The 19,447-nt window shown below is 47.6% G+C and carries 23 protein-coding genes, 1 rRNA gene and 3 other annotated features (1 of these 27 only partly in view); all 24 genes read right to left on the bottom strand.

Annotated features, from left to right (window positions below):
• Positions 1-15: 15 nt before the first annotated feature.
• Positions 16-612 carry a class I SAM-dependent methyltransferase gene (locus A0126_RS16040; RefSeq protein WP_088836004.1) on the bottom strand — a complete coding sequence of 199 codons (597 nt, stop codon included), beginning with the start codon at positions 610-612 and terminating at the stop codon, positions 16-18.
• Between the two features lie 81 nt (positions 613-693).
• On the bottom strand, positions 694-1,059 hold the full coding sequence (gene rplL, locus A0126_RS16035) for a 50S ribosomal protein L7/L12 (protein ID WP_012368999.1): 366 nt from the start codon (positions 1,057-1,059) through the stop codon (positions 694-696).
• Positions 1,060-1,135: 76 nt separating this feature from the next.
• On the bottom strand, positions 1,136-1,642 hold the full coding sequence (gene rplJ / locus A0126_RS16030) for a 50S ribosomal protein L10 (RefSeq protein ID WP_029332251.1): 507 nt from the start codon (positions 1,640-1,642) through the stop codon (positions 1,136-1,138).
• Between the two features lie 50 nt (positions 1,643-1,692).
• Positions 1,693-1,847: a sequence feature (ribosomal protein L10 leader region), on the bottom strand.
• 54 nt (positions 1,848-1,901) lie between these two features.
• The gene (rplA, locus tag A0126_RS16025; protein WP_029332250.1) at positions 1,902-2,588 is read right to left on the bottom strand and encodes a 50S ribosomal protein L1; all 687 of its coding nucleotides are present in this window, start codon (positions 2,586-2,588) and stop codon (positions 1,902-1,904) included.
• A gap of 117 nt (positions 2,589-2,705) precedes the next feature.
• Positions 2,706-3,131, bottom strand: coding sequence for a 50S ribosomal protein L11 (gene rplK, locus A0126_RS16020; protein ID WP_012368996.1), 426 nt, complete (start codon positions 3,129-3,131; stop codon positions 2,706-2,708).
• A 149-nt stretch (positions 3,132-3,280) separates the two neighbouring features.
• Complete coding sequence (gene nusG, locus A0126_RS16015; RefSeq protein ID WP_088836003.1) at positions 3,281-3,832, bottom strand: transcription termination/antitermination protein NusG; 552 nt, start codon at positions 3,830-3,832, stop codon at positions 3,281-3,283.
• Between the two features lie 18 nt (positions 3,833-3,850).
• The gene (secE, locus tag A0126_RS16010; protein WP_029332248.1) at positions 3,851-4,021 is read right to left on the bottom strand and encodes a preprotein translocase subunit SecE; all 171 of its coding nucleotides are present in this window, start codon (positions 4,019-4,021) and stop codon (positions 3,851-3,853) included.
• A gap of 44 nt (positions 4,022-4,065) precedes the next feature.
• Positions 4,066-4,212, bottom strand: coding sequence for a 50S ribosomal protein L33 (gene rpmG, locus A0126_RS16005; protein WP_029332247.1), 147 nt, complete (start codon positions 4,210-4,212; stop codon positions 4,066-4,068).
• Between the two features lie 156 nt (positions 4,213-4,368).
• Positions 4,369-5,013 (bottom strand): RNA polymerase sporulation sigma factor SigH, encoded by a 645-nt coding sequence (gene sigH, locus A0126_RS16000; RefSeq protein ID WP_088836002.1) that lies wholly within the window; start codon positions 5,011-5,013, stop codon positions 4,369-4,371.
• 179 nt (positions 5,014-5,192) lie between these two features.
• Positions 5,193-5,723 (bottom strand): NYN domain-containing protein, encoded by a 531-nt coding sequence (locus tag A0126_RS15995; RefSeq protein WP_088836001.1) that lies wholly within the window; start codon positions 5,721-5,723, stop codon positions 5,193-5,195.
• A complete protein-coding gene (gene rlmB / locus A0126_RS15990) occupies positions 5,720-6,481 on the bottom strand; it encodes a 23S rRNA (guanosine(2251)-2'-O)-methyltransferase RlmB (protein WP_088838388.1) in 762 nt (253 codons plus the stop codon). The genes A0126_RS15995 and rlmB overlap by 4 nt, the downstream gene beginning before the upstream one ends.
• A 79-nt stretch (positions 6,482-6,560) precedes the next feature.
• Positions 6,561-6,965, bottom strand: coding sequence for a Mini-ribonuclease 3 (locus tag A0126_RS15985; RefSeq protein ID WP_088836000.1), 405 nt, complete (start codon positions 6,963-6,965; stop codon positions 6,561-6,563).
• Positions 6,962-8,359 carry a cysteine--tRNA ligase gene (gene cysS / locus A0126_RS15980; RefSeq protein WP_088835999.1) on the bottom strand — a complete coding sequence of 466 codons (1,398 nt, stop codon included), beginning with the start codon at positions 8,357-8,359 and terminating at the stop codon, positions 6,962-6,964. Before cysS ends, A0126_RS15985 begins: the two co-directional genes overlap by 4 nt.
• Positions 8,313-8,996: a serine O-acetyltransferase gene (cysE, locus tag A0126_RS15975; protein WP_088835998.1), complete on the bottom strand. Its 684-nt coding sequence runs from the start codon at positions 8,994-8,996 to the stop codon at positions 8,313-8,315. The genes cysS and cysE overlap by 47 nt, the downstream gene beginning before the upstream one ends.
• Before the next feature lie 45 nt (positions 8,997-9,041).
• Positions 9,042-9,259, bottom strand: a binding site (T-box leader).
• On the bottom strand, positions 9,259-10,704 hold the full coding sequence (gene gltX / locus A0126_RS15970) for a glutamate--tRNA ligase (RefSeq protein WP_088835997.1): 1,446 nt from the start codon (positions 10,702-10,704) through the stop codon (positions 9,259-9,261). It overlaps the preceding feature by 1 nt.
• Before the next feature lie 44 nt (positions 10,705-10,748).
• Complete coding sequence (gene ispF / locus A0126_RS15965) at positions 10,749-11,231, bottom strand: 2-C-methyl-D-erythritol 2,4-cyclodiphosphate synthase (protein WP_029332239.1); 483 nt, start codon at positions 11,229-11,231, stop codon at positions 10,749-10,751.
• A 2-nt stretch (positions 11,232-11,233) separates the two neighbouring features.
• On the bottom strand, positions 11,234-11,917 hold the full coding sequence (ispD, locus tag A0126_RS15960; RefSeq protein WP_088835996.1) for a 2-C-methyl-D-erythritol 4-phosphate cytidylyltransferase: 684 nt from the start codon (positions 11,915-11,917) through the stop codon (positions 11,234-11,236).
• Between the two features lie 51 nt (positions 11,918-11,968).
• Entirely contained in the window at positions 11,969-13,060 is a 1,092-nt protein-coding gene (locus A0126_RS15955; protein ID WP_088835995.1) for a PIN/TRAM domain-containing protein, read from the bottom strand.
• Positions 13,061-13,190: 130 nt separating this feature from the next.
• The gene (gene radA, locus A0126_RS15950) at positions 13,191-14,567 is read right to left on the bottom strand and encodes a DNA repair protein RadA (RefSeq protein ID WP_029332236.1); all 1,377 of its coding nucleotides are present in this window, start codon (positions 14,565-14,567) and stop codon (positions 13,191-13,193) included.
• A 77-nt stretch (positions 14,568-14,644) separates the two neighbouring features.
• A complete protein-coding gene (gene clpC, locus A0126_RS15945) occupies positions 14,645-17,092 on the bottom strand; it encodes an ATP-dependent protease ATP-binding subunit ClpC (RefSeq protein ID WP_088835994.1) in 2,448 nt (815 codons plus the stop codon).
• Positions 17,092-18,165 (bottom strand): protein arginine kinase, encoded by a 1,074-nt coding sequence (locus tag A0126_RS15940; RefSeq protein WP_088835993.1) that lies wholly within the window; start codon positions 18,163-18,165, stop codon positions 17,092-17,094. The genes clpC and A0126_RS15940 overlap by 1 nt, the downstream gene beginning before the upstream one ends.
• Positions 18,158-18,586, bottom strand: a complete 429-nt coding sequence (locus A0126_RS15935; protein WP_088835992.1) for a hypothetical protein — start codon at positions 18,584-18,586, stop codon at positions 18,158-18,160. The genes A0126_RS15940 and A0126_RS15935 overlap by 8 nt, the downstream gene beginning before the upstream one ends.
• 17 nt (positions 18,587-18,603) lie before the next feature.
• Positions 18,604-19,059, bottom strand: a complete 456-nt coding sequence (locus A0126_RS15930; protein ID WP_088835991.1) for a CtsR family transcriptional regulator — start codon at positions 19,057-19,059, stop codon at positions 18,604-18,606.
• A gap of 140 nt (positions 19,060-19,199) precedes the next feature.
• Positions 19,200-19,315: ribosomal RNA gene (gene rrf / locus A0126_RS15925) — 5S ribosomal RNA — on the bottom strand.
• Between the two features lie 55 nt (positions 19,316-19,370).
• Positions 19,371-19,447: a sequence feature (most likely nonfunctional fraction of RNA operon), on the bottom strand; it runs 220 nt beyond the window's last position.

The following is a 19,447-nucleotide window of genomic DNA, read 5'->3' as shown; positions in this document are numbered from 1 at the left end:
AAATCACCCGATTTGTCAAGACCGAATTGATTTAAATATTGAATACCCTTTATCGCGGGTTACTGTCTCGCAAGAACCGAAGACTTCTTCCATCAGTTTCTTCGCTGATGGTCCCCCTTGTTTTTTCTGAATGACGACCCAGAGGGCGCCCCCTACTACGAGGTGATCATAAGCTTCACGTAAAATCCGATGAACAACTGCTTTTCCTGCCCGAATCGGTGGATTCGTCACGATCGCTGCAAATGTCTCATCACCTACGCCAACATACCCGTCACTTACACCGGTCGTCACGGAAACACCATTCGCACGTGCATTTTCAGCCGCTAGTTCAAGTGCCCGTTCGTTAACATCAACGAGTTTCGCGTCACGCCCGGTCGCTTTTGCCAGTGAAATCCCCATCGGTCCATATCCGCAACCGACATCTAGAATCGCACCCGGTACATCCGGCTCAACGAATGCCTCAATCAATAGACGCGAACCAAAGTCGACGCCACCTTTTGAGAACACACCGTGGTCCGATGTGAAGCGGAATGTTTCGCCGCGTAGGACGAACTCCCATGATTTCGGATCTCGTTTTGAGGAGGGATCATTCGTATAATAATGGTCTGCCATGTTTCCTTCCCCTCTCTTGATTAAAGATGAAAACAAAAGAAGCCCGCAAAGCGAGCTTCTTTTGTCTGCGGAAGAAGAAAATTACTTAACTTCTACGCTTGCGCCAGCTTCTTCAAGCTTAGCTTTGATTGCGTCAGCGTCTTCTTTCGAAACGCCTTCTTTAACTGGAGCCGGAGTTCCGTCAACGAGTGCTTTCGCTTCTTTAAGACCGAGGCCTGTCAATTCGCGAACTGCTTTGATGACGTTGATTTTACCAGAACCTGCGCTAGTAAGGATTACGTCGAATTCAGTTTGCTCTTCAGCTGCTGCTGCGCCTGCACCTGCTGCTGCTACTGGAGCTGCTGCTGATACGCCGAATTCTTCTTCGATTGTTTTTACGAGTTCGTTAAGTTCAAGAACAGTCATGCCCTTGAGGTCTTCGATAAATTGCTCTTTGTTGAAAGCCATTATGGTTTTCCTCCTTTGATTTAGCCCACGTTGGGGTTTGAAAAATTGTGTGTTTGCCTATCCCGCTAAGCGGACATTAAGCAGATTGTTCTTCTTTTTGCTCTGCGATTGCGTTCGTTGCCACCGCGAGACCGCGGATTGGCGCTTGAAGCACGCTGAGGAGCATTGAAAGGAGACCTTCGCGTGATGGAAGTTCTGCAAGGGCTTTGACATCTTCTACTGAAGTGACTTTGCCTTCGATGATACCACCTTTAAGTTCGAGAGCCTTGTGTTCTTTAGAGAAGTTGTTCAAGATCTTAGCTGGCGCAATAACGTCTTCATTGCTGAATGCGATCGCACTAGGACCAGTGAATACTTCGTCAAGACCTTCAAGGTTGCTTTGAACTGCTGCGCGGCGAAGGAGACCGTTTTTGTAAACTTTGAATTCAACACCCGCTTCGCGGAGTTGTTTACGAAGTTCAGTGACTTCGTCTACTGTGAGACCACGGTAGTCGACGACGATTGTTCCAGCGCTCGCTTGCATTTTCTCAGCGATCTCAGATACGAGATCCGCTTTGACAGCGATAACTTTTTCGTTTGCCATTTCTGTTGCACCTCCTGGTAAATAAATTGTACCGGCGCGAGGGGCTGCTCGATTTCAAATAAAAAGCCTCCTTCTGCAGGGCAGAGGAGGCGTAATCGTCAAAAAGGATACCTGAACAAACAGGCTCTCTGAGCAAGAACACCTCGGAAGGGTTTAAGCTCAATCGATGAGCACCTTCTGTCTACGGTATGTCGAATATATCAACGTTTTATACTGTAACAGCGTTCTTAGAACGTTGTCAAGTTCGTTTTAGACGAAATTATTTCGCGAAGTCAGCTGAAGATACTTTAACACCAGGACCCATTGTAGAAGCGATCGCGATGTTTTTAAGGTAAACACCTTTAGCAGTAGCAGGCTTAACTTTTACGAGAGTTTCCATAACGGTAGTGATGTTTTCAACCAACTTCTCGTTATCGAATGATTTTTTACCGACAGGAACGTGGATGTTACCTGATTTGTCGACACGGTACTCAACTTTACCAGCTTTGATATCGTTGATTGCTTTTGTGACGTCAAATGTAACAGTTCCTGTTTTCGGGTTAGGCATGAGGCCTTTAGGTCCGAGAACACGACCGAGTTTACCAACTTCACCCATCATGTCAGGTGTCGCAACGATAACATCGAAGTCGAACCATCCTTTTTGGATTTTAGCGATATACTCAGAATCACCAGCGTAATCTGCTCCAGCAGCTTCCGCTTCTTTCAATTTCTCACCTTTCGCGAAGACGAGAACGCGTTGTGTTTTACCAGTACCGTGTGGCAATACGACTGCTCCACGGATTTGTTGATCTGCTTTCTTCGGATCGACTCCGAGACGAACAGCAAGTTCGATCGTTTCATCGAATTTCGCTGTTGCAGACTTTTTAGTTAAGTCTACAGCTTCAGCGAGTTCGTATGAAACCGTACGATCGATAAGTTTAGCAGCTTCTTTGTACTTCTTACCCATTTTAGGTTCCTCCTTTGTGGTTGTGCGGAAAATCCTCCCACATAATGAAAGGGTAGCAAGGCTTCAATTAACTATCCGCCTGCGACCCTCATCGTTGTTCATTGTAATTCGAAAGACTTAGTCTTCGATTACGATACCCATAGAACGTGCAGTACCTTCAACCATCAACATCGCTGTTTCAACAGATGCTGCGTTGAGGTCTGGCATTTTCGTTTCAGCGATTTCGCGAACTTTGTCACGTTTGACAGTCGCTACTTTCTTACGGTTAGGCTCGCCTGAACCGCTCTCGATTCCAGCTGCTTTCTTCAAGAGAACTGCTGCTGGTGGAGTTTTAGTAATAAACGTAAATGAACGATCTTCAAAAACCGTGATGACTACAGGGATAATCAAGCCGGCTTGGTCTTGTGTACGAGCGTTGAACTCTTTACAGAAGCCCATGATGTTCACACCTGCTTGACCGAGTGCCGGTCCAACTGGTGGAGCTGGGTTTGCTTTGCCCGCAGGAATTTGAAGTTTAACTAGTTTCATAACCTTCTTCGCCACGAGACACACCTCCTTAATTCTTTAATGTGGTTTAATTGGACGTTGCGCGTCCTCCCACTCATTCTATTCGACGAGTTATTTATCGAAATAAGCACAACATCAAACAGGAAAAATTGTACCATTAAAACAAAACATTCGCAATAGGAAACTTAATCGATTTTTTCAACTTGTGAAAAATCGAGTTCTACTTTCGTTTCGCGACCGAACATATCTACAGAAACTTTCATTTTTTCTGTTTCTGTATCAAGCTCTTCAACCGTTCCTTCAAGGTTCTCGAAGGCACCCTCTTTGATTCGGACGATTTGACCGAGTGAGTAGTCATAACGACTCTTCATGTCGACAAGTCCCATTGAACCAAGGATGTTTTCAGCTTCTTCAGGAAGAAGCGGCGTCGGTTTCGATCCACCACCCACTGAACCGAGGAATCCGGTTACGTTCGGTGTGTTACGAACAACATACCAAGAATCATCCGTCATGACCATTTCAACGAGGACATACCCCGGGAAAATCTTAACTTCACGCTCTTTGATTTTTGTTTCGCCTTTTTTATTCGTTACTTCTTCCTGTACCGTTTCAATCGGAACGAGTACACGGAAGATTTTCTCGTCCATGTTCATAGACTCGATCCGACGTTCAAGGTTAGCCTTGACGTTGTTTTCGAATCCAGAGTACGTTTGGACGACAAACCACTGTTTATCCATGGTACGCCACCTCTTCTTTTACTTAATCAACCAACTCATGAGTGCGCTGAGACCAGAATCGATACCAAAGATGAAGACGCCCATGAAGATAACCATACCGATTACCGTCAATGTGTACTTCGTCAATTCTTTTCGTTTTGGCCAGCTCGTCTTTTTCAGTTCATTCCATACGTCACGCAAAAATTTCATCGTACTTTCCCTCCAGGATGTATTAAATCGGGATAGATGAAGCCTTATTTCGCTTCTTTATGAATCGTATGCGCGTTACAACGCCGACAGAATTTTTTCAATTCCAAGCGGACTGTGACATCCTCTTTTTTCATCGTCGTATAATCGCGGGCACCGCAAATATCACAAGCAAGGCCTACTTTCTTCGCCATCTCAAAAGACCTCCTTCTTTGCCGCTCTCTCTCTCGAACGGAGGAGATTCCTCCAAAAAAGAGCGTAAAAAAAAACGCCTATGAGCGGCGTCTCGCTAGTAAGGCGCTATTTATACAGTAGCATACGGTAGTCGGATTGGTCAATCCACCTCGCGGTTAGACAATCAACTCACGTGCCTCGAGGTATCGCTCCAGTTTCCGTTTGACACGCTGTAACGCGTTATCAATTGATTTGACGTGGCGATCGAGATCATCCGAAATCTCTTGGTACGTTCTTCCGTCGAGATAAAGTGCCAACACTTTTCGTTCTAAGTCACTAAGGATTTCATCCATCTTCGTTTCGATGTCTGCATACTCTTCTCGGTTGACGATCAAGATTTGCGGATCCGATGGTGCCGTCGAAGTGATGATATCAAGCAACGTCCGTTCAGAAGATTCATCATCATAAATTGGTTTATCAAGCGAGATGTACGAATTGAGAGGAATATGTTTTTGACGGGTCGCCGTCTTGATTGCCGTGATCATTTGCCGTGTGATGCAGAGTTCGGCAAATCCTTTAAAAGAAGCCAACTTATCAGTCCGGTAGTCACGTACTGCTTTGTATAGGCCAATCATACCTTCTTGAATGATATCTTCGCGGTCCGCACCAATCAAAAAATATGACCGGGCCTTCGCACGTACGAAGTTACGATAGCGCTCGATCAAAAATTCAAGGGCATCGCTATTATCGAATACCTTCGCTTGTTCCACAAGCGCCTCATCAGACATGCACTCAAACTGGTCGAACGAAACCAAACTCATCCTTCATCCCTCCAAGCTTCTATGACGAACTAATCAATTGCCTACAATTATACAATAATTTCCTATCCTGCGACAGTGAAAATTGGCATGACCTCTTTTTATCTGTATTTCGCCCTTAAAAAAACCGCCTTCTCGACAGGTACGTCAAGAAAACGGTTTATTTTTAAGGGGAGACCCCCTTACTGATCTGAATTTTTTCTTCTTCGGATTTGTTCAAGCCGTTCGATGACATCTGCCGGCAAATCGATAGTCGACCGCGGTTTCTTGCTCGTCTTCGACATCGTCGTCTGTCCCTGAATGACGGCGACCGCTGCTTTCCAGTCCCGTCTCAACTCTTGTGCCGAGATGCGGAGTGCGCCGAGCGTAAAGATCACCCATTGTTCCGTGAAGTCGTTCGTCGCGACCGTCAGCTTGACACGGATGTCTTGTAACCACTCGGCTGCCGTTTTTTCAATCCATTCGTCAGCAGTTTCATTCTCGCGTGTATAAATGACCTCGAGTCCACTCTTTTTTAAGCGTGACTCGCGCCCCGGCTGAAGATAGGCATCAAAGACGATGGTGACACTAATTCCTGTCACTGCCTGATATTCCGCCATTGCATCGACCAATCGTTCCCGTGCTAATTCAAAATCTTGCTCCCGCAATGTCCGGAATTCCGGCCATGCGCCAATGATATTGTAGCCATCAACGATCAGACGGTCATATTTCATCGCGCGTACGGCTTTCTCGTCCGGTACACTTCATACAATAAGAGTGACGCGGCAACGGAAGCATTGAGTGACGTGACATGGCCCGCCATCGGAAGGTGGACAAGGAAATCACATTTCTCTCGGACGAGGCGACTCATCCCTTTTCCTTCACTACCAATGACGATTCCAAGCGGCATCGTTCCGTCAAGCGTCCGGTAATCATCACTTTCACGCGCATCCGTCCCGACGAACCAAAGCCCTTTTTTCTTGAGGTCTTCCATCGTCCGCGTTAAGTTCGTCACGCGAACGACCGGAATATGCTCGATTGCACCCGTCGATGCTTTTGCGACGACTTGTGTCAATCCGACCGAGCGGCGTTTCGGAATGATGACCCCGTGCGCTCCGACAGCGTCTGCCGTCCGAAGAATCGAACCGAGGTTATGCGGGTCTTCCAGCTCGTCGAGTAAGACGATGAGTGGTGTCTCATCCTTCTTCTCTGCTAGGGCAAAGATATCGTCGAGTTCCGCGTATTCATAGGCGGCAACTGCCGCAACGACACCTTGATGGTTGTCGCTCCCTGTCAGACCATGCAGTTTTGAACGGGGGACGATTTGAATTTGGACATTCGCTTCTTGCGCCATCGCGTGGATGACGGCGAGTGGACCTTTTTGTTGACCTTCCTGGATAAAGAGTTTATTCATTTCGCGTCCACTTCGTAACGCTTCGAGAACGGGATTTCGTCCGTAAAGGAAATCCTGCCCTTCCGCGAGTGGTTCGATGACGACCGGGTCCTCTTGTTTCTTTTCAACACGTTTTCGTTTTTCGCCAGTCTTAGGGCGCTGTCCTTGATCGACTGGGTTATTTTCCGTCTGTCGTTTCGGCTTCGAGTAATTCGAACGCTTGCCCGATGAGTTCTTCAAGACGATCCCCTCCTTCTGAAAGATAAATGTAGCCTAACAATGCTTCGAACGCCGTCGCGTAGCGGTACGTATGGACATCCGTACTTTTTGGTACAGAACCGGACTTCGCATTTTTCCCACGCCGGACGACGGCTTGTTCCTCTTCTGTCAGTGTTCCCTGATTGAGCCAATGTGTAACGACGGTCGCCTGTGCTTGCGCCCGGACATACTGGACCGCTGCTTGATGCAACTCGCCTGGTTTGACGAAACCACGGTCAAGTAGTCGCTCTCTTACATGCATCTCATAAACGACATCTCCCATATAGGCGAGCGCGAGCGCGTTCAATTGTTTATAGTTCTTCATCCGCGCTTCCACCGCATCCCTTGTGCTGTATCTTCAAGCAAGATGCCCTGGTCGCGTAACTGATCGCGGATTTCATCTGCCCGTCCGAAATCACGATTTTTCCGTGCTTCGTTTCGTTCTGTGATCAACTGTTCGACTTCTTCGTCGAGCAGTCCGCGGTCGACCGTCAACGTTACACCTAATACGCCCGACAATTCATTGAAAACGGTCAGGAAGCGCTCAAGAACTTCTTTTGACACTTGTGCTTCTGCAAGATAAAGATTTGCTTCTTTCGATAAATCGAACAAATCCGTTACAGCATTCGCTGTATTGAAGTCATCATCCATCGACGTGATGAAATGTTGCTTGATGTCTTCAATCCGCTTCAACCATTTTTCGTTTGCCGTTCCGAGATCTGCCGTCATCGCGAGACGATGCTCGACGTTTGCGACCGACTCCCGAATTCGCGCGAGACCGTTGACCGCTTGATCAATCAGCTCACGGCTGTAGTTGATCGGATGGCGATACTGAACAGACAGCATGAAGAAGCGTAAGACCATTGGATCGACGACTTGAATCGCTTCATGGACCGTCAAAAAGTTTCCGAGTGATTTCGACATCTTCTCGTTTTCGATGTTGACGAATCCATTGTGCATCCAGTAGTTCGCGAATTTTTGAGAATTGCATGCTTCCGACTGGGCAATTTCATTTTCATGGTGCGGGAATTTCAAGTCTTGTCCACCGGCATGGATATCAATCGTATCGCCAAGGTATTTCTTTGCCATCGCCGAGCACTCGATGTGCCAGCCCGGACGTCCTTCACCCCATGGACTTGTCCAAGACGGTTCGTCCGGCTTAACGGCTTTCCAAAGAACGAAATCGAGTGGATCTTCTTTTTTCTCGCCGACTTCAATCCGCGCGCCCGATTGTAATTCATCAATCGATTGCTGACTCAACTGACCATACGTCTCAAAACTCCGTGTCCGGAAGTAGACATCTCCGCCTGAAGCATAGGCATTCCCTTTTTCAACGAGAACTTTGATGAAGTCGATGATATCATCCATCGTCTCCGTAACGAGCGGATGGACGTCCGCTTGTTGGACGTTCAAAGCGCCCGTATCTGCATGATACGCGGCAATGAAACGTTTCGTTAAGTCATGATAATCTTCACCGAGTTCATTTGCCGTCCGAATGATTTTATCATCGACATCCGTAAAGTTCGAGACGTACTGAACCTCATAACCGCGGTACGTAAAGTAGCGGCGGACTGTATCGAAGACAATTGCCGGGCGGGCATTACCAATGTGGATATAGTTATAGACGGTCGGTCCACAGACGTACATCTTGACCTTACCTTCTTCTAACGGTTTAAATGGTTCCTTTTTTCCGGTCATGCTGTTGTAGAGTTGTATCATTCCGAAGTCCTCCTTTGATTCGTTCAATTTCCCGTTTTAGTTCTTCGATTTCAATTTCAATCCGTTCCTGGCACTCACTAACGGGATCCGGTAGACGGTGATCGAGAGGGGCCTCGACTTTCATTCCGTCCTGGATGACGACACGTCCCGGAATCCCGACGACGGTTGCGTTAGCAGGGACGTCTTTTAGGACGACTGAGCTTGCCCCGATTTTTGATGCATCCCCGACCGAAATATCACCGAGTACACGTGCTCCGGCTGAAACGAGCACGCCATTACCGAGCGTCGGATGACGTTTGCCCGTCTCTTTGCCCGTCCCGCCGAGCGTCACGCCTTGAAAAATCGTCACATCGTCGCCGATGATGGCTGTTTCTCCGATGACGACACCCATCCCATGGTCGATGAAGAAGCGACGACCAATCGTCGCACCCGGATGAATTTCGATCCCTGTCAAGAAGCGGCTGAACTGTGAAATGCTTCGCCCCAGTAACTTTAAGTTCAACTTCCATAACCGATGGGCTACACGGTGCATCCAAATCGCATGTAAGCCGGGGTACGTCAAGATGACTTCAATGCTACTGCGTGCAGACGGGTCTTGGTTGAATACATTGCGAATGTCTTCTCGTATACGTGTCATGTTCAATCTCCTCTCCATAAGAAAAAGCGCCTCCGTGCATCGCTGCACAGAGACGCTAATTAGCGCGGTCCCACTCTGTTTGGACGAATCAATCGTCCCTCTCCGTGTCCGTTAACGCCGGAGATACGTCTACGCCTACTCTCACTGATTTCGGGTAGCACTCAGAGGGGCATTTCATGGCAATTTTCTTCAAGCTCTCGCACCACACAAGCTTGTCTCTGGAGAAGAAACATTGACACTACTTTCCTCATCTACGCTTTATTTATACGTCTAGTCGCGCAAGTACGCGGTCTTTTCCTAATAGTTGAATCGTATTCGGAAGTTCTGGACCATGTGTTTGCCCCGTCGTTGCGACGCGGATTGGCATGAACAGATTTTTTCCTTTTTGACCGGTTGCTTTTTGTGTTGCCTTAATCGATGTTTTGATCGCTTCCGGCGTCCACTCTTCAAGTGTCCGCAATTGGTTCGCGAATTCAGCTAAGACGGTCGGAACCGTTTCGCCACTCAAGACAGTGTTTGCTCCTTCATCATACACCACTTCATCTTCAAAAAACATCTCTGAAAGCTCAACGACTTCCGCTCCGTGTGTCATCTGCTCACGGTAAAGTCCGACGAGGTTCTTCGCCCAGTCGAGTTCTTCTGCTGACGGCTCGTTTGAGACGCGTCCTGCTGCTTGAAGGAATGGAAGACTCGCTTCGAATACTTCTTCGAACGATTGATGTTTCATGTACTGCCCATTGATCCAAGCGAGTTTTTGTTGATCGAAAACAGCTGGACTCTTCGACAGGCGGGACGCATCAAAGATCTCGATGAATTCTTCTTTCGTAAAGATTTCTTGTTCTCCGACCGGCGACCAACCAAGCAACGTCACGAAGTTAAGTAACGCTTCCGGGAGATACCCGAGGTCTTTATACTGCTCGATGTACTGAATGATTGATTGATCACGTTTCGACAGTTTTTTATGCTCTTCGTTGACGATGAGCGTCATGTGACCAAATGTTGGATACTCCCAACCGAACGCATCATAAATCATCATCTGTTTCGGCGTGTTCGAGATGTGGTCGTCTCCACGTAAGACATGGCTGATTGCCATCAAGTGATCGTCGACGACAACGGCGAAGTTATACGTCGGAATCCCGTCTTTTTTGACGATGACCCAGTCCCCGAAGTCTTTTGATTCAAACGATACGTCTTCTTTGACGATATCGTTCCACGTATATGTCACGCTTTCCGGTACACGAATCCGAATCGATGGTGTCCGTCCTTCCGCGACGAATGCGTCTTCTTGTTCTTGCGATAAATCTCGGTGTGCACCTGAATAACGCGGTGCTTCACCACGTGCAATTTGTGCTTCACGTTCCGCCTCAAGTTCTTCCGAGGTCATGTAGCAACGGTAGGCGAGTCCTTTTTCAAGTAACTCGTCTGTGTATTTTTGATAAAGATCAAGCCGTTCCATTTGGAAGTAAGGACCGTAATCGCCACCGCGGCCTGGACCTTCATCCCAATCGATTCCGAGCCACTCGAGGTACTTCATCTGACTTTCAACGCCACCATCAATGTTTCGTTTTTGGTCCGTATCCTCAATCCGTAAAATCATTTTCCCGCCCGCATGACGTGCGAACAAATAGTTGAATAAAGCCGTCCGTGCATTCCCAATATGAAGGTGCCCGGTCGGACTTGGTGCATAACGTACACGTACTTCTGCCATTGCCGATCACTCCTTTAGTCTCAAATTCGCTTAATTAGTATACCTTATTCTTCGATTCGTTTCAGCAGAATCACAGCTTGGCACGCAATTCCTTCTTCACGCCCTGTAAACCCGAGCCATTCCGTTGTCGTCGCTTTGACATTGATCTGCTCGATGTCCGCTTCAAGCAGTTCCGCAATCCGCGCACGCATCGTATCGATGTACGGGCGTAATTTAGGCGCTTGCGCGATGACGGTCGCGTCTAAGTTACTCAATTCATATCCTTTACGCTTGACGAGTGCATAGACATGTTCGAGCAGTTTAGCAGAGTCCGCATCTTTGAACTCAGGATCGGTGTCCGGAAAATGTTTGCCGATATCCCCTTCTGCAATCGCTCCGAGTGCTGCATCCGCAATCGTATGGAGCAAGACGTCCGCATCCGAGTGACCGAGTAATCCTTTCGTATGTGGGATTTCAATCCCACCTAAAATGAGTTTCCGATCTTCTGCGAATGCATGTACATCAAAACCTTGTCCAATTCGAATCATTGTTATTTCCCTCGTTTCATTAAGATCGCTTCACCAAACCATAAATCATCCGGTGTCGTCACTTTAATATTTTCATACTGACCGGTGACGAGCGTCACCTTTCCTCCGTCCCATTCTATCAAACTTGCATCATCTGTACCTAAATAGTGTTCTGCTGCTTTTTGATGGACAGTTCGGATCGTGTCGAGATCGAAGGCTTGCGGTGTTTGAGCTGCCATCAGTTCGTCACGCGGAACCGTTTCGACGATCGTCTCTCCGATGATCCGTTTGACCGTATCTTTGACCGGGACGGCGAGAATCGCTGCTTTGTGCTCGACTGCCGCCGCGACGACGGCATGAATCGCTGTCTGTTCGATGAATGGCCGGGCGCCGTCATGAATCAACACGATACCGGGTGCTTCGATGACTTCCAGTCCGCGTAAGACACTTTCTTGCCGTTCCCGTCCTCCGGCAACAAGGCGTACAGGCGTTGCGTATCGGTCCGTCACTTGCTCAAACCAGACTTGTTCCGCCGGATTGATGGCAAGAATGATTTCTTCACATAAGGGATCGGCTTCAAACACATCGAGTGTCCACTCAATGATTGAACGGTCCCGTAACAGCAGCATCAGTTTATTACGATCTGCGCCCATTCTTTTTCCGGCACCAGCTGCCGGAATGACGACGCGGTATGTCTGTTCTATCACTGCATTCCCTCTTTTCTCATAAGTAAAGACTGCCACAGTTGTGGCAGTCCCTTATTTTTCTTGTGGCTTCGCAAAAATCATCCGTCCAGCAGACGTCTGAAGGACACTCGTCACGACAACACCAATCGTTTTCGAAATCAAGTGTTTACCACCTTCGACGACGACCATCGTGCCATCTTCGAGGTAGGCAATCCCTTGCTTTTGCTCTTTTCCTTCTTTGATGACAAGCACCATCATCTCTTCACCCGGAATCACAACTTGCTTGACGGCATTTGCTAAATCATTGATGTTCAAGACGGGTACGTTCCGGACTTCACACACTTTATTCAAGTTGTAATCGTTCGTAACGACAATTCCTTTCATCAACTCTGCCAGCTTAATCAGTTTGATGTCGACTTCTGGTACATCCTCGAAGTCACCATCATAAATTTCGACTTCCATTCCAGGGATTGATTGGAGTTCTTTTAAGACGTCAAGCCCCCGGCGTCCACGATTTCGTTTTAATGTATCCGATGAATCGGCAATGTATTGAAGTTCCCCAATCACGAACTGCGGAACGATCAGTTTCCCTTCAACAAATCCGGTCTTCGCGATATCTGTGATCCGTCCATCGATGATAACACTCGTATCGAGTACTTTACTGTTTGATTTTGCGACAACAACGGGTTCCGGTGTCGACTTTTTATCCGAGTTACTACTGTTTGACCGTAAAAAGATTTTCGTCAACTCATGCCGTTTGCGATATCCGACCGTAAAGCCGAGGTATCCGAATAAGGCAGTCGCGAAAATGGTTAAGACATTACTAAGCAGCGGAATCCCGACAAGTTCGATCAACATGCTGACGAGAAATGCCATCACGAGACCTAGCAAGAGGCCAAATGTTCCAAAGAATAAATCTGCAGCGGGCGCCTTTACTAGTTTTTCTTCTAAAAATCGGAGAAGTCGAATAACCGCATCCGTAATGAATAATCCAATTAATAAAAATATGAGTGCACCAATCGTTCCGGTTACGTATGTCGTCATCAACCATTCCGGGAAAGTCATCCCTGTCGCCGCTTCAATTAATTGAAATAACTGGGGCAATAACAAGACACCAAGCGCAAGACCGAGTAACGCGAAAAAGATTCGAATGATGATTTTCAATCTTCCCACCTCCTTCTATTATTTTAAGTTCATTGTAACATGTATTTATTTGAATCACCTACGCCTTAAGGTGGGGAAACTGTTTACATATCCATTACAGCCTCCCCATCTTTTCCTACATTTCAGGCGTTTAAAACGGGATGGTTTCGCGTAACGCTTCGTCAACACTTTCGACACCGATGACCGTGATGCCGTCCGGATAGGTCCATCCCCCGAGATTGTTTTTCGGAATGATGGCTCGTGTGAATCCGAGCTTCGCAGCTTCTGCGACGCGTTGCTCAATCCGTGAGACGCGCCGGACTTCTCCCGTCAAACCTACTTCACCAATGACGACATCTGTCGGACGTGTCGGCTTGTCGCGAAAACTCGAGGCAATCGCGACACAGACGGCGAGGTCAATCGCCGGTTCATCGAGCTTGACGCCACCAGCTGCTTTCAAATAGGCATCTTGTGTCTGGAGCAGTAAACCAGATCGTTTCTCAAGCACTGCCATCAGCAAGGCCACCTTGTTTTGGTCAATCCCTGTTGCCATACGGCGTGGATTACCGAATGATGTCGGTGAAATCAGGGCTTGTAACTCAACGAGAACAGTCCGTGTCCCCTCCATCGAAGCAACGATTGTCGAACCCGATACACCGGACGTCCGCTCCTCGAGGAAGATTTCCGATGGATTCAAGACTTCTTCTAAACCAGACTCCCGCATTTCAAAGATTCCAATCTCGTTCGTCGAACCAAACCGGTTTTTGACGGCACGGAGGATCCGGAACGTATGGTGACGTTCCCCTTCGAAGTACAGGACGGCATCGACCATGTGTTCGAGCAAACGAGGTCCGGCAATCGAACCTTGTTTCGTGACGTGACCGACGATAAAGATGGCAATGCCGCGACTCTTCGCGATTTTCATCAGCATCGCCGTACATTCACGTACTTGCGTGACGCTACCAGGGGCAGACTGAATTTCATCGATATAGACCGTTTGAATCGAGTCGATGATTAAAAAGCCTGGTTTTTCTTCGTCGACGACCCGCTCAATCATATTCATGTCCGTTTCACTGAGCACGAATAAGTCTTGAGTCGGTAAACCGAGCCGTTCAGCGCGGAGTTTTGTCTGTTTGAGCGATTCCTCACCTGAGATATAGAGGACTTTTTCGCCGCGTTGTGCAAGGCGCGCACTTGTCTGTAACAGAATCGTCGATTTCCCAATCCCCGGGTCACCTCCGACGAGGACCATCGATCCGGGCACAATCCCGCCGCCGAGCACACGGTCAAATTCACTACTCCCCGTGAAGACACGACTTTCTTCTTGTGAGACGATATTTGCGAGACGTTCCGGTTTCAATTGTTTCGTCGTCGTATGGACAAAAGCGGAACCGCGTCGTGCTTTCTTCTCCTCGACGACTTCTTCGACCATCGTATTCCATTCCCCACAGCCGGAGCAGCGTCCCATCCATTTCGGTGACTCCGTCCCACAGCTTTGGCAAACAAATTTCGTCTTCATTTTAGCCACTCTGTTCATCCTTTCTCTATCCAAGAAAAAGCCCAGCTTTCGCTTCGTACTTGCGAAAGCTGGACCCTGTTGATCACTTATTCTGTCGTTGCCGGTTCCACTTGGTGGCGGCGGACGATGAATTCATCGTTTTCTACATCAAGTGCAACACGTTCTCCTTTTTGAATGTCTCCCGCAAGCAATGCTTCCGACAAACGATCCTCAGCTTCTCGTTGAAGTGCACGACGGATTGGGCGAGCTCCGTATTCTGGGTCGTATCCGATGTCGGCAATCTTCGAAAGCGCGGCAGGTGTCAATTCAAAGTGAACCTGTTGTTCCGCAAGGCGTTTTTCGAGAGTCTTCGCCATGAGTTTGACGATTTCTTCGATGTGTTTTTTCTCAAGTGAGTGGAAGACGATCGTTTCGTCAATCCGGTTCAAGAACTCAGGACGGAAGGCTTTCTTCAGTTCGTCCATCACTTTCCCCTTCATGTCTTTGTATTCGCGGTCCGTATCGTCCGACACTGTGAACCCGACGTATTTATTCCGTTTGAGGGCACTTGCACCGACGTTCGACGTCATGACGATGATCGTATTACGGAAATCGACTGTCCGGCCTTTTGAATCCGTAAGACGTCCATCATCGAGCACTTGAAGCAAGATGTTGAAGACTTCAGGGTGAGCTTTTTCAATTTCATCAAGCAAGATGACGGAGTACGGTTTACGGCGTACTTTTTCAGTCAATTGACCGCCTTCTTCATATCCGACATATCCAGGAGGTGAACCGACGAGTCGGCTTGTTGCATGTTTCTCCATGTATTCTGACATGTCGATTCGGATGATGGCATCCTCGTCACCAAACATCGATTCTGCGACGGCACGGGCAAGCTCTGTTTTACCGACACCCGTTGGACCGAGGAAGATGAATGAACCGATTGGACGTTTAGGATCTTTGAGTCCGGCACGTGCGCGACGGATTGCTTTTGAGATTGATTTGACCGCTTCATTTTGACCGATGACCCGACTATGAAGAATTTCTTCGAGACGGAGCAAACGATCGGTTTCTTCTTCAGCGATTTTCGTTACGGGTACGCCCGTCCAGCTCGCGACGACCTGCGCGATATCATCTTTTGTGACTTCAAGCTTCTCATTGCCTTGTTTGTTCTGCCATTCTTCTTTTAAGCGCTCGAGCTCATCGCGAAGTTTTTGCTCTGTGTCGCGTAAGCTTGCTGCTTTTTCGAATTCTTGGCTTTGGACGGCTTCGTCTTTATCTTTTCGGATGCCTTCAAGTTTTGCTTCGACTTCTTTTAAGTTCGGTGGTGCTGTATATGAACGAAGACGAACTTTTGAAGCTGCTTCGTCAATCAAGTCGATTGCTTTATCCGGTAGGAAACGGTCTGAGATGTAACGGTCAGAAAGCGTCACCGCTTCTTGAATCGCTTCATCCGTGATCGTGACACGGTGGTGGGCTTCATAACGGTCACGAAGACCAAACAAGATTTGTGTTGCTTCGTTCGCTGTTGGTTCAGCGACTTGAATTGGTTGGAAACGACGCTCAAGCGCTGCATCTTTTTCGATATATTTGCGGTATTCGTCAAGTGTCGTCGCACCGATACATTGGAGTTCACCGCGCGCGAGTGATGGTTTTAAAATGTTTGACGCATCGATTGCGCCTTCTGCTCCACCTGCACCAATCAATGTGTGCAATTCGTCGATGAAGAGAATGATGTTTCCAGCTTGACGGATTTCATCCATGACCTTTTTCAAACGGTCTTCGAACTCACCACGGTATTTCGTCCCGGCGACGAGCGTCCCCATGTCGAGAACCATGACGCGTTTATTCCGTAACGTTTCCGGCACTTCATTGTTGATGATTTGTTGAGCGAGTCCTTCGACGACAGCTGTTTTACCAACACCTGGCTCCCCAATCAAAACCGGGTTGTTTTTCGTCCGACGACTCAAGACTTCGATGACACGTTGAATTTCTTTTGCGCGTCCGATGACTGGGTCGAGACGTGTCTCACGTGCTTGTTGCGTCAAGTCGCGTGCCAAGCCATCTAGCGTTGGCGTCGCGACGCCTGAGCCTGCTTGTGATGCGTTAGCTGTCGTTTCGCTGTTCCCAAGCAGTTGCAATACTTGCTGACGTGCTTTAGAAAGACTGATTCCAAGGTTGTTTAAGACGCGTGCCGCAACACCTTCACCTTCACGAATCAAGCCGAGTAAGAGGTGCTCCGTGCCGACATACGAATGACCGAGCTTACGTGCTTCATCCATTGAAAGTTCGATGACTTTTTTTGCGCGCGGCGTATAGTGAATCGTCGTCGCACCATCTTGTCCACGACCGATCAATGCTTCGACTTCCATTTGAATTTTATCTGAACTGAGTCCGAGTGCTGTTAAAGCTTTCGCAGCAATCCCGTCTCCTTCACGTACAAGCCCGAGTAAAATATGTTCTGTCCCGATATTATGGTGTCCGAGTCGTACTGCTTCTTCCTGTGCAAGTGCGAGTACGCGTTGGGCACGTTCTGTGAATCGTCCAAACATCATTACGCAAAACCTCCTTGTGTGTGATCCCTGTGTTTCTGTTCGGTTAACATCTGACGAATCACATTCGCTCGCTCGATGTCCCGTTCTCTTGTTGTTAATTGATTCCCGAAATGCTTTTGTAGAAAACCTGTTTGTAAGGATACAAGTAAATGATGAAACACATTCGGTGCGAGATTGACAGCTAATCCTAGCCCATCTGCTAAGCGAACATCGGATAGACGTTCCGTTGCTTCTCGTGCCGTAATTAAACGGGCGGATGTTAAAATGCCATACGACCGGTATAACCGGTCTTCTAGTTCTTCTTGATACATCTCCATTAATCCTTTTCTTGCGGCCTGTTCTGCCTCAATTAATGCTTCAACAGCAAAAAGATAATCCGTAATCAGCATATCTTCACTCGCTCCAAGAGTCCGTTGATTCGACAGTTGAAACATCCGCCCAGAGGCGTCGCTGCCTTCACCATACCGGCCACGAATCGCAAAACCAAGCTGTCTCAAGTGCTTGACGTATCCTTGAATTTGATTCGTCAAGACAAGTCCAGGTAGATGCAGCATGACAGAAGCGCGAAGTCCCGTCCCGACATTGCTCGGACAGGTTGTCAAATAACCGAGTGCATCATCAAAGGCAATCTTAAAACGTTCACTAATCAATTGATCGACTTGTTTCGCGATCCGAAAAGCTTCTTCGAGTTGTAGACCCGGAAACAATGTTTGAATCCGGAAATGATCTTCTTCATTCACCATGACGCTAATCTGTTCATCTTCACTAATGAACAATCCCGTCCGTGGATGGGATGCAAGTGCGGGACTGATTAAGTGTTTTTCCACTAAAGCAGTCCGTGTCAGCGCATCCGCCTGGTCGACCCGTCCAAATCGGAATCCTTTTAGTCCACTCAACTGGCGTTCCGTTTCATCAATCAGTTCATTCGCCTCTTTTTCCGACAGCATCGTCGAGAACGGATATTGCATCGCATTTCGAGCTAAACGAATCCGTGTCGAGACGACGATGTCATCATAAGGGGCTTGTTGATTCATTTTTTCACTTAAAGGATGCGTCAATAATTCTTTAAACATGGCGCAAATCCTCCTCGACGCTAACAATCTGTTGTTTAATCAGTTCAGCTTCTTCGTAATCTTCTGACAAGACCTTCCGATTGAGTTGTTCTTTTAACCGGCTTAACTGTTGCTTCAAACGCTTTTCGACTGATTCTTCATCAGGGCGTGATCCATAATGTTTGGAGTGGCCATGCTGGAATTGACGGACCATTCCATCGACTTCATCCTTAAATACGGTGTAACACGTCGCACAACCAACTTTTCTCAAATGCAACAACTGTTGTCGTGTCATACCACAAGAAGGACACGTTGTACCTTGATACTCGCGCGCAAGCTCTCGGACACATACAGAACATAAAACACGCTCTGCTCCTTCCGTTTCTTGTGGAAGTTTGACACGTACGATTGCCTCGCGCTCTAAACAACGTTGACATCGCATATGGCATTCCTCCAATGCTACAATCGCTTGATGGTTTGGAGAAGTGATTGCATCAGATGCGCTCGCATCCGGTGTTGATCTTCTACATCCATCGGTAGACTTTCTTTTCGTAACAACGCTTGGATGATAATCGCTTCACGTCGCGTTAATAATTGTTCATTCATTAATCGAATCAAATAATCTTCAGCAGCCTGTTCGGTTAATTGATCACCGACCCAGGCACTCATCTCGTCTAAGAGATCGTGACTATCTAGCAAAACGATTTTCTGAATCCGGATATACCCTCCACCACCACGCTTACTTTCGACAAAATAGCCTTTTTCGACTGTAAAACGTGTGTTGATGACATAATTGATTTGGGAAGGGACACAATCAAAACGCTGGGCAATTTCTTGACGTTTGATTTCAACTTTTGTTTCATCATTTAAGATTTGTTTTAAATAGGCTTCGATGATATCTGTGATGTTTTGCATGGGCACCACCTCTCTGACCATCTTTGACTATTGTTTGATTTAATAGTAATCATCTTAAAAGTGAATTGCAAATAATTTAACTCTAAATGAACATACACAAAAAGACCGACCTGCAAGATGCAGATCGGTCCTTTTCAATTGCCTGGCAACGTCCTATCCTCACAGGGGGAAGCCCCCAACTACTTTCGGCGTTCAAGTGCTTAACTTCCGTGTTCGGCATGGGAACGGGTGTGACCACTTGGCTATCGTCACCAGACGACAGGGCTCGCGCCCTCAAAACTGAAGTCATCAACAATCATCTGCTAGAACAAGGCCTCGACCGATTAGTATCACTCAGCTCCGCATGTCACCATGCTTCCACCCGTGACCTATCTACCTCATCGTCTCT

The sequence above is a fragment of the Exiguobacterium sp. N4-1P genome (assembly GCF_002214325.1).
This window is presented reverse-complemented; position numbering and strand designations above follow the sequence as displayed.

Excerpts from the sequence above, each read along its gene's own strand:
- A0126_RS16040 (WP_088836004.1), bottom strand. The coding sequence starts at position 612 with ATGGCAGACCATTATTATACGAATGATCCCTCCTCAAAACGAGATCCG.
- rplL (WP_012368999.1), bottom strand. The coding sequence starts at position 1,059 with ATGGCTTTCAACAAAGAGCAATTTATCGAAGACCTCAAGGGCATGACT.
- rplJ (WP_029332251.1), bottom strand. The coding sequence starts at position 1,642 with ATGGCAAACGAAAAAGTTATCGCTGTCAAAGCGGATCTCGTATCTGAG.
- rplA (WP_029332250.1), bottom strand. The coding sequence starts at position 2,588 with ATGGGTAAGAAGTACAAAGAAGCTGCTAAACTTATCGATCGTACGGTT.
- nusG (WP_088836003.1), bottom strand. The coding sequence starts at position 3,832 with ATGGATAAACAGTGGTTTGTCGTCCAAACGTACTCTGGATTCGAAAAC.
- secE (WP_029332248.1), bottom strand. The coding sequence starts at position 4,021 with ATGAAATTTTTGCGTGACGTATGGAATGAACTGAAAAAGACGAGCTGG.
- rpmG (WP_029332247.1), bottom strand. The coding sequence starts at position 4,212 with ATGGCGAAGAAAGTAGGCCTTGCTTGTGATATTTGCGGTGCCCGCGAT.
- sigH (WP_088836002.1), bottom strand. The coding sequence starts at position 5,013 with ATGAGTTTGGTTTCGTTCGACCAGTTTGAGTGCATGTCTGATGAGGCG.
- A0126_RS15995 (WP_088836001.1), bottom strand. The coding sequence starts at position 5,723 with ATGAAATATGACCGTCTGATCGTTGATGGCTACAATATCATTGGCGCA.
- A0126_RS15985 (WP_088836000.1), bottom strand. The coding sequence starts at position 6,965 with ATGAAGAACTATAAACAATTGAACGCGCTCGCGCTCGCCTATATGGGA.
- cysS (WP_088835999.1), bottom strand. The coding sequence starts at position 8,359 with ATGATACAACTCTACAACAGCATGACCGGAAAAAAGGAACCATTTAAA.
- cysE (WP_088835998.1), bottom strand. The coding sequence starts at position 8,996 with ATGACACGTATACGAGAAGACATTCGCAATGTATTCAACCAAGACCCG.
- gltX (WP_088835997.1), bottom strand. The coding sequence starts at position 10,704 with ATGGCAGAAGTACGTGTACGTTATGCACCAAGTCCGACCGGGCACCTT.
- ispF (WP_029332239.1), bottom strand. The coding sequence starts at position 11,231 with ATGATTCGAATTGGACAAGGTTTTGATGTACATGCATTCGCAGAAGAT.
- clpC (WP_088835994.1), bottom strand. The coding sequence starts at position 17,092 with ATGATGTTTGGACGATTCACAGAACGTGCCCAACGCGTACTCGCACTT.
- A0126_RS15940 (WP_088835993.1), bottom strand. The coding sequence starts at position 18,165 with ATGTTTAAAGAATTATTGACGCATCCTTTAAGTGAAAAAATGAATCAA.
- A0126_RS15935 (WP_088835992.1), bottom strand. The coding sequence starts at position 18,586 with ATGCGATGTCAACGTTGTTTAGAGCGCGAGGCAATCGTACGTGTCAAA.
- A0126_RS15930 (WP_088835991.1), bottom strand. The coding sequence starts at position 19,059 with ATGCAAAACATCACAGATATCATCGAAGCCTATTTAAAACAAATCTTA.